Genomic DNA, 8,254 nt, shown 5'->3' with positions numbered 1-8,254 from the left:
GGGGGGGGGGGCGGGCTGGCACAGTCGTCACGGATAGCGGTTAGGATCGGACACGTCCTTCTGCGGCGCCCACATCCGATGCACCAGGACGTTCGAAGCAGAGTTGCGGGGATCCCCATCGTCCCGAGCCGCGTGGACCGAACAGGGGATTGTTGCTCATGTGTCAGCGAATTCTACTTGCCTACGATGGGTCGGTCGAGGGCCGGACGGCGCTTCGAGAGAGGGGGCGATCCTGGCAAAGCAAGCTCAAGCGCGGGTCTACCTCCTGTCCGTGTTGGCCGAATCCACCGGGGTGCTGCTTGCTGAAGGTGCATTCGCCGGGGTGGTCGCCCAGGATCGAGAGACATACCGAACAATCCTCGAGGCCGGGGTCGCCCGGCTCCAGCAACTCGGGCTTGAGCCGGTCGCCGAACTGCGGGTCGGTGAGCCGGGCCACGAGATCGCATCGTTCGCCCTGGAGGTGGCGGCTGACCTTGTGGTCGTCGGCCACCGTCGCCGCAGCGGCCTCCAACGCTGGTGGGCGGCCGGCGCCGGCGTTCATCTGCTGGACCAGCTCGATTGCAGTCTGCTGATCGCCAGGCACGACATTTCGGATAACGCGCTGAGGCGACCATTGAGACAGCGCGAGGTTGAGGAGAATCAAACGGCGGCTAGGGCGGTAGATGTAGGCTGTGCTGTGATCACCAGCGATCAGGACATGGGCATCTCGCTCAAATTTCGAAGTAAACCGCGCGGATGGCGCATGCCAGATTTATCGTTGGCGCTATGCCGCGCCGGATAGCAGCGGGGTCGCGGGGCCTTGCCAGCGCTCTGTCGTCTCTGCTGCTCGCGAGCTGCGCCCTAAGGCCCGACGATGTCCGGCCGGCGCCTCCTATCCCGTCAGCCTATGCCGGGCCGGTGCAGCAATTAGGTTCGATCGCCAGGATCGGCTGGCGTGACTTCTTTCAAGATCCACAAGTGCGCTCGCTGATCGAGGAGACGCTGGCGAACAACCGTGACCTCAGGGTCGCGGCGGGGCGGCTGGAGGAGGCCCGCGCCGCCTTTCGGATCCAGGGTTCGGCGCTATATCCGCAGCTTGACGCGGTGGGGACCGGAACCCGCGGGCGCACCCCGGCCGATCTTTCGATCACAGGGCGCGCCGTGACGAGCGGCCAATATCAGTCCGTGCTCAGCACCGGCTGGGAGATCGATTTCTGGGGCCGGCTGCGGAACCTGCGCGAGTCGGCCCTGCAGCAATATCTCGCCACAAGCGAGGCCAGGCGCGCAGTGGCGACCGCCCTGGTCGCGCAGGTCGCGAACAGCTACCTGCTTGAGCGCGAATACGAGGAACGGATCGCGATCGCTCGCCATACGGTGGCGACCCGCGAAGATTCGTTGCGCATCATGCGTCGACGCTACGAGGTCGGATCGGGCTCCAAGCTCGAAATGACCCAGGCGCAGACGCTGCTGGCCCAGGCGCAGACAGCCGTGCAGGCGCTGGAGCAGGATCAGGAGATCAACCGGAACGCCCTCGCACTGCTTGTGGGCCGGCCCGTCGAGATCGCGCCGGGACCGCTTCGCCTTTCCGAGGCCGGTGACGCCCCCTTGCTTCCCGCCGGATTGCCATCGGACCTGCTGGCCAACCGTCCCGACGTCATCGCCGCCGAGCATCGCCTGCAGGCGGCGAACGCCGACATCGGCGCCGCGCGGGCGGCCTTTTTCCCGAACATCACGCTGACGGGGGCCTATGGGACGGCGAGCGCGGAGCTCGATGGCCTGTTCAAGGCTGGCAGCGGGACGTGGAGTTTCACCCCCGCCCTCCATCTTCCGATCTTCGACGCCGGCCGTAACGGGGCCCGTCTCGCGTCGGCCAATGCGCGGCGGGATATCGCTGTGGCCGAATACGAACAGACCATCCAGGGCGCCTTCCGCGACGTGTCCGACGCGCTGGTCCAGCGGCGACAGCTCGCGGCGCAGATCGCGACTGTGCAGGACATGCTTTCGGCGCTGAAGGAACGCGCCCGGCTGGCGGATCTGCGCTTCGCAAATGGTCGCTCGGCCTACCTGGAGGTGCTGGACGCCCAGCGCGACCTCTTCGAGACCGAGCAGAGGTTGGTCCAGCTCCGCCGCAGCTACTTCGCCAGCGGCGTGGCGCTCTACGCCGCCCTCGGCGGCGGCTTTGCAGATGAATCCCAGTTCGCGCCGGCGGTGCGGCCCATCGAGGAGAAGGCGCGGTGAAGCCGATCGACAAACGCTGGCTCAGGCGAGGGACCGTCTCCGTGGCGGCTGTCGTCGTCGCCGCGATCGCCTGGCAGCTTCTGCAACCGCACGATCTGCCCGACGGCATTGTCAGCGGCAACGGGCGGATCGAGGCGGTCGAGATCGACGTGGCGCCCAAGGCGCCCGGCCGCATCCGCGAGATCCTCGCCGACGAGGGCGATTTCGTGAAGGCCGGCCAGGTGGTCGCGCATATGGACACCGATGTGCTGCAGGCCCAGCGGGCCGAGGCTGAAGCGCAGCTGCAGCAGGCGCTCAACGCCATCGATATCGCCAACAGCCAGGTGGTCCAGCGGCAGAGCGAACGCGCGGCCGCATTCGCCGTCACCCGGCAGCGGGAAGCGGAGTTCGACGCCGCGCGCAGGCGCTTCGTCCGGTCCGATACGCTGGCGCGCGAGGGTGCGACGGCGATGCAGGAGCGCGACGACGACCAGGCGCGGGTGGAAGGCGCACAAGCGGCGGTCGAGGCGGCGAAGGCGCAGCTGGCGGCGGTGGACGCGGCGATCACCACCGCGCGCTCGCAGGTGATCGGCGCGCGTTCGGCCGTCGAGGCGGTGCGGGCCACGATCCGCCGGCTGGACGCCGACATCGCCGACAGCGACCTCAAGGCGCCCCGCGACGGGCGGATCCAGTTCCGCGTCGCCCAGCCCGGCGAGGTGGTCGCCGGCGGCGGACGGGTGCTCAATCTGGTCAATCTCTCGGACGTCTATATGACCTTCTTCCTGCCGGAGACGGTGGCCGGCCGCGTGGGGCTCGGCACGGAGGTCAGGATCGTCCTCGACGCCGCGCCCGACTATGTCCTCCCAGCGAAGGTCTCCTTCGTCGCCGACGTCGCCCAGTTCACGCCCAAGACCGTGGAGACCAAGAGCGAGCGTCAGAAGCTGATGTTTCGGGTCAAGGCCCGGATCGATCCGGAGTTGCTCCGCCGGCATATCCGGCAAGTGAAGACCGGCCTGCCGGGCATGGCCTATGTGCGCATCGATCCCAAGGCCGATTGGCCCGCCAAGCTCACGCTCAACACGCCCCGATGAGCGGCGCCTTTGCGGAGGAGGCCAGCCGACCTGTCGCCCGCCTCACGGGGGTTTCCCTGTCGTATGGTCAGACCCTGGCGCTCGACGGTATCGCGCTTGAGATCCCGGCCGGCCGTATGGTGGCTTTGATCGGCCCGGACGGCGTCGGGAAATCCAGCCTGTTCTCGCTGATCGCTGGCGCGCGGGTGATCCAGTCCGGCGCCATTGAGGTGTTGGGCGGCGACATGGCCGAGCGTCGGCATCGGGAGGCGGTCTGCCCGCGCATCGCCTATATGCCCCAAGGCCTGGGCAAGAACCTCTATCCCACGCTGTCGGTGTTCGAGAACCTGGACTTCTTCGGCCGGCTGTTCGGCCAGGACGCGGCCGAACGCGACCGCCGGATCGACGATCTTCTGCGAAGCACCGGTCTCGCGCCGTTCCGCGATCGGCCGGCGGGCAAGCTGTCGGGCGGCATGAAGCAGAAGCTGGGACTCTGCTGCGCCCTGATCCACGATCCCGACTTCTTGCTGCTCGACGAGCCGACGACGGGGGTCGATCCATTGTCGCGCGCGCAGTTTTGGGATCTCATCGACCGCATCCGCGCCGAACGGCCCGGCATGAGCGTGCTGATCGCCACCGCCTATATGGAGGAAGCGGCGCGGTTCGACTGGCTGATCGCTATGGACGCCGGCCGGATCCTCGCCGCAGGCCCGCCGCACGACCTCTATGAACGGACGGGCCAGCCCAATCTCGAACAGGCCTTCATCGCGCTGCTGCCCGAGGCGCGCCGTCGTGGCCACAAGCCCGTAACCATTCCGCCGCGGGCTCACGACGGGCAGGCCGATGTCGCCATCGAGGCGAAAGGACTCACCCTGAAATTCGGCGACTTCACCGCAGTGGATCATGTCGACTTCCAGATCGAGCGCGGCGAGATCTTCGGGTTCATCGGATCGAACGGCTGCGGCAAGACCACCACGATGAAGATGCTGACCGGCCTCTTGCCCGCCAGCGAGGGCGAGGCCCGGCTGTTCGGGCGCGAGGTCGACGCCAAGGACATCCAGACCCGCCAGCGCGTCGGATACATGTCCCAGGGTTTCTCGCTCTATACAGAGCTGACCGTCCGGCAGAACCTGGAGCTTCACGCCCAGCTGTTCCGGCTGGCGCCGGAGGATATACCAGGTCGCGTGGCCGAGATGGCCGAGCGGTTCGGCCTCGTCGATATCATGGACGCGCTCCCCGACGCCCTGCCGCTGGGCCAGCGTCAACGCCTCTCGCTCGCCGTCGCGATGATCCACAAGCCGGAACTGCTGATCCTCGACGAGCCCACCTCGGGCGTCGATCCCATCGCTCGCGACCAGTTTTGGCAGAGCATGATCGACCTGTCGCGCCGCGACATGGTCACCATTTTCATCTCCACCCATTTCATGAACGAGGCGGAGCGCTGCGACCGGATCTCGCTGATGCACGCCGGCAAGGTGCTGGTCAGCGACACCCCCGCGCACATCATTGAGGAGCGCGGCGCGGCGACCCTGGAAGAGGCCTTCATCGGCTATCTCAAGGCCGCGGACGGCGGCGCGGCGTCGGCGATGCCCCCCGCTGCGGATCCTACCCACGTCACGCCCGCACCCGACCACGCAAGAGGCTCGACCGCGGCCGGCGGTTTCAGCGTCCGGCGGATGATGAGCTATTCGCGGCGTGAAGCCCTCGAGCTGCGCCGCGATCCGATCCGGGCGACCCTCGCCTTGCTGGGCAGCGTCATCCTGATGTTCATCATGGGCTACGGAATCAGCATGGACGTCAAGGATCTGCCGTTCGCGGTGCTCGACCGGGACGCGACCACCACCAGCCAGAACTATGTGCTCAACCTCGCGGGCTCCCCCTATTTCATCGAGCGGCCGCCAATCGCCGACTACGAGGACCTCGACCGCCGGATGCGCGCCGGCGAGCTGAGCGTGGCGATCGAGATTCCGCCGGGATTCGCCCGGGACCTGCGCCGGGGCCGCACCGTCTCGCTGGGCGTATGGGTGGATGGCGCGATGCCGCAACGGGCCGAGACCGTGCAGGGCTATCTTCAGGCGCTGCATGGCCAGTGGCTCGGCGACATGGCGGTGCAGGAACTCGGTGTCCGGCCGGCCGCCGGACTGATCAATATCGAGACCCGCTACCGCTACAATCCGGACGTGAAGAGCCTGGTGGCGATCGCCCCGGCGGTCATTCCCGTGCTGCTGCTGCTGTTTCCGGCCATGCTGACGGCGCTGAGCGTAGTGCGAGAGAAGGAGCTCGGCTCGATCGTCAATTTCTACGTGACGCCGATTACGCCGCTTGAATTCCTGTTGGGCAAACAAATCCCCTATGTCGCGCTGGCCATGGTGAACTACGGGCTGCTGGTGCTGCTGGCCCTGTGGGTGTTCCGCACACCGATCACGGGCAACGTCGTCGCGATGACGCTGGGGGCCATTCTCTACACCAGCTGCTCGACGGCGATTGGCCTGTTGTTTTCGATCTTCATGCGCAGCCAGATCGCCGCGATGTTCGCCACCGCCGTCGGCACGATCCTGCCGGCGGTGCAGTTCTCCGGCCTTATCAACCCGGTATCGTCGCTGGAAGGGGCCGGCGCCTTCATCGGGCGCATTTTTCCGACCACCCACTTCGTCACGATCTGCCGCGGTGTGTTCTCAAAGCGGTTGGGGTTCGCCGACCTCCAGACCGAGCTGCTGGCCCTTGCGGTCACGGTTCCGCTGCTGCTCGCCGCGTGCACGCTCCTGCTCAGGAAACAGGAGCGCTAGCATGCCGGCGTCCAACATCCTACGGCTCGGCGTCAAGGAACTGCGCAGCCTGTGGCGCGATCCGATGATGCTCTTCCTGATCGTCTACGCCTTCTCGCTGTCGATCTATGTGGCGGCCACCGGCATTCCAGAGACCTTGCACAAGGCGCCGCTCGCAATCGTCGACGAGGATCAGTCTCAGCTGTCGGCGCGGGTGACGAGCGCGTTCTATCCGCCGTATTTCACCCCGCCCGCGTTGGTCACCCAAAGCGAGATTGATCGCGGCATGGACGAGGGCCGGTACACCTTCGCGCTCGACATCCCCCCGGACTTCCAGCGCGATCTGCTTGCTGGCCGCCAACCCACCGTTCAGCTCAACGTCGACGCCACCCGGATGAGCCAGGCCTTCATCGGCAACGGCTACATCCAGCAGATCGTCGGCGCCGAAGTCGCCGAGTTCGCACAGCACTACCGGGGCGCGGCCGAGCCCCCCGCCACGTTGGCGATGAGGGTCCGCTTCAACCCCACGCTGACGCAAAGTTGGTTCGGGGCGGTGATGGAGCTGATCAACAATGTCACCATGCTGTCGATCGTGCTGACCGGCGCCGCCCTGATCCGGGAACGCGAGCATGGGACCATCGAGCACCTCCTGGTGATGCCCGTCTCGCCCTTGGAGATCATGATGAGCAAGGTCTGGGCCATGGGGCTGACGGTGCTGGTCGCGTGCGGCTTCTCCCTCGTCGTCTTGATCGAAGGCGTGCTCCGCGTGCCCATCGAGGGCTCCATCGCGCTCTTCCTGTTCGGCGCGTCCCTGCACCTGTTCGCGACCACGTCGATCGGCATCTTCATGGGCACCATCGCGCGATCGATGCCGCAGTTCGGGCTGCTGCTGATGCTGGTCCTGCTGCCGCTTCAGCTGCTCTCCGGCGGCGTGACCCCGCGCGAGAGCATGCCGCTGTTCGTGCAAATCATCATGCAGGCGGCCCCGACCACCCATTTCGTGAGGCTGGCGCAAGCCATCCTCTATCGCGGCGCCGGTCTCGAAGTGGTCTGGCCGCACTTCCTGGCCATCGCGGTCATCGGTGCGGTGTTCTTCACCGTGGCGCTGGGCCGGTTCCGCAAGACCATCGGCGCCATGGGCTGAGATGTTCCTCAGCAGACTTCGGGCGAAGCGGGGAGCCCAAGTGGATTGGCTCATTCAGAGGATACCCTGATAGCCGGAAACGGCTCATGCTCGGCGCATGAAAGCAGGGACGGAGGTTTCCATCACGCCTGGGGATCGCCACCGCCTTGAGGCGATCGTCGGCAACCGCAACAGTCCCCAGAAGCACGCGGCTCGCGCCCAGGCGCCGATCGGTACGGCTCTCGGCTTGGGCGCGAACGAGATCATGGGTCGTTCGGGGCTGTCCAAGCCGGCGGTCTGGCGCGGCCATGTCTTCATGGGTGAAGGCGTCGATCGGCTCGTGCACGACAAGACCCGCAAGCCGGGCAAGGCGCCGCTGCCGTCCGCGACCATCGCCCGTTTGAGCCGTTTTTGATTCAGCCCTGATTCCGCTTCGTTCTGGGACGTTCCGGGAACATCTGACTTTTTCAACAGCCTGTTAGTCTAGTCTTACTGCGTCATAACATGGTGTGGCGTCGCCGGATGGTCGGGATCGAGGTTGGGACATGCCGTTCCGGCCGGATCGGGAGCGCCACGGGGTCTGTAACCTTCGGGAAGACCAAGCGTTTGGCGGCCCCGGGCTCGAGCTGGAGCTGAGGGGGGGGAAATCGTCTCCCAGAGGGAGATGAGGAATCCGTAGGCGGCGATACAGAGACTGGCGTGGTGGTGTTCGGCCCGGCTGGCGCCGTAGGCGCGCATGACGCGGGCGTTGGCTCGGCGACCAGCTCGCTGATCGCCAGGTTGAGCTCAGCAGGCTGAAGAAGCGCTGGTTGCGCAGGCGCGCCAGCACCCGGCGCTCGACCAGCAGCATCGACTGCTCGACCTTGCCTTGTCGCGAGGCTTGTACGGCCGGGCCGGAACCACGCTCGTCCCGTAGTGGCGGGCCATGTCCTGATAGGTACGGTTGATCCCCGGATCGTAGCGGTCCGGGTTGGTCACCGCCGTCTTGAGGTTGTCGCAGGCGATGATTGCGTATTTCACGCCATCGTGGGCGCGGATTTCGGAGCATCGTGGGCAGTGATTTCACGGGATGGTGGGCGGTGATTTCACGCCATCGTGGG

General features: G+C 66.4%; 6 protein-coding genes and 2 pseudogenes. 6 read left to right on the top strand and 2 right to left on the bottom strand.

From position 1 onward, the window contains the following. Nucleotides 1–274: 274 nt before the first annotated feature. The 6 genes from A2790_RS12835 to A2790_RS12810 all read left to right on the top strand — a co-directional run bounded on the left by A2790_RS12835 (nucleotide 275) and on the right by A2790_RS12810 (nucleotide 7,569). Complete coding sequence (locus tag A2790_RS12835; protein ID WP_363080894.1) at nucleotides 275–781, top strand: universal stress protein; 507 nt, start codon at nucleotides 275–277, stop codon at nucleotides 779–781. Further along, the gene (locus tag A2790_RS12830; RefSeq protein WP_363080891.1) at nucleotides 736–2,217 is read left to right on the top strand and encodes an efflux transporter outer membrane subunit; all 1,482 of its coding nucleotides are present in this window, start codon (nucleotides 736–738) and stop codon (nucleotides 2,215–2,217) included. The genes A2790_RS12835 and A2790_RS12830 overlap by 46 nt, the downstream gene beginning before the upstream one ends. Beyond that, the gene (locus A2790_RS12825) at nucleotides 2,214–3,287 is read left to right on the top strand and encodes an HlyD family efflux transporter periplasmic adaptor subunit (RefSeq protein ID WP_293392158.1); all 1,074 of its coding nucleotides are present in this window, start codon (nucleotides 2,214–2,216) and stop codon (nucleotides 3,285–3,287) included. Before A2790_RS12830 ends, A2790_RS12825 begins: the two co-directional genes overlap by 4 nt. Continuing rightward, the gene (gene rbbA / locus A2790_RS12820; RefSeq protein ID WP_293392155.1) at nucleotides 3,284–6,052 is read left to right on the top strand and encodes a ribosome-associated ATPase/putative transporter RbbA; all 2,769 of its coding nucleotides are present in this window, start codon (nucleotides 3,284–3,286) and stop codon (nucleotides 6,050–6,052) included. The genes A2790_RS12825 and rbbA overlap by 4 nt, the downstream gene beginning before the upstream one ends. Before the next feature lies 1 nt (nucleotide 6,053). Then, a complete protein-coding gene (locus A2790_RS12815; RefSeq protein WP_293392152.1) occupies nucleotides 6,054–7,175 on the top strand; it encodes an ABC transporter permease in 1,122 nt (373 codons plus the stop codon). A gap of 97 nt (nucleotides 7,176–7,272) precedes the next feature. Beyond that, the gene (locus A2790_RS12810) at nucleotides 7,273–7,569 is read left to right on the top strand and encodes a hypothetical protein (RefSeq protein WP_293392150.1); all 297 of its coding nucleotides are present in this window, start codon (nucleotides 7,273–7,275) and stop codon (nucleotides 7,567–7,569) included. Nucleotides 7,570–7,721: 152 nt separating this feature from the next. Here the strand turns inward: A2790_RS12810 and A2790_RS12805 are convergent. Beyond that, nucleotides 7,722–7,862 (bottom strand): annotated as a pseudogene (locus A2790_RS12805) (IS701 family transposase); the annotation flags it as partial. 82 nt (nucleotides 7,863–7,944) lie between these two features. Continuing rightward, nucleotides 7,945–8,162, bottom strand: a pseudogene (locus A2790_RS12800) (IS21 family transposase); the annotation flags it as partial. Nucleotides 8,163–8,254 lie beyond the last annotated feature (92 nt).

This window comes from Phenylobacterium sp. RIFCSPHIGHO2_01_FULL_69_31 (assembly GCF_001824475.1).
Classification (GTDB): Bacteria; Pseudomonadota; Alphaproteobacteria; order Caulobacterales; family Caulobacteraceae; genus Phenylobacterium.
The sequence above is the reverse complement of the archived record's forward strand: the minus strand, read 5'-3'. Positions and strand labels throughout refer to the sequence as shown.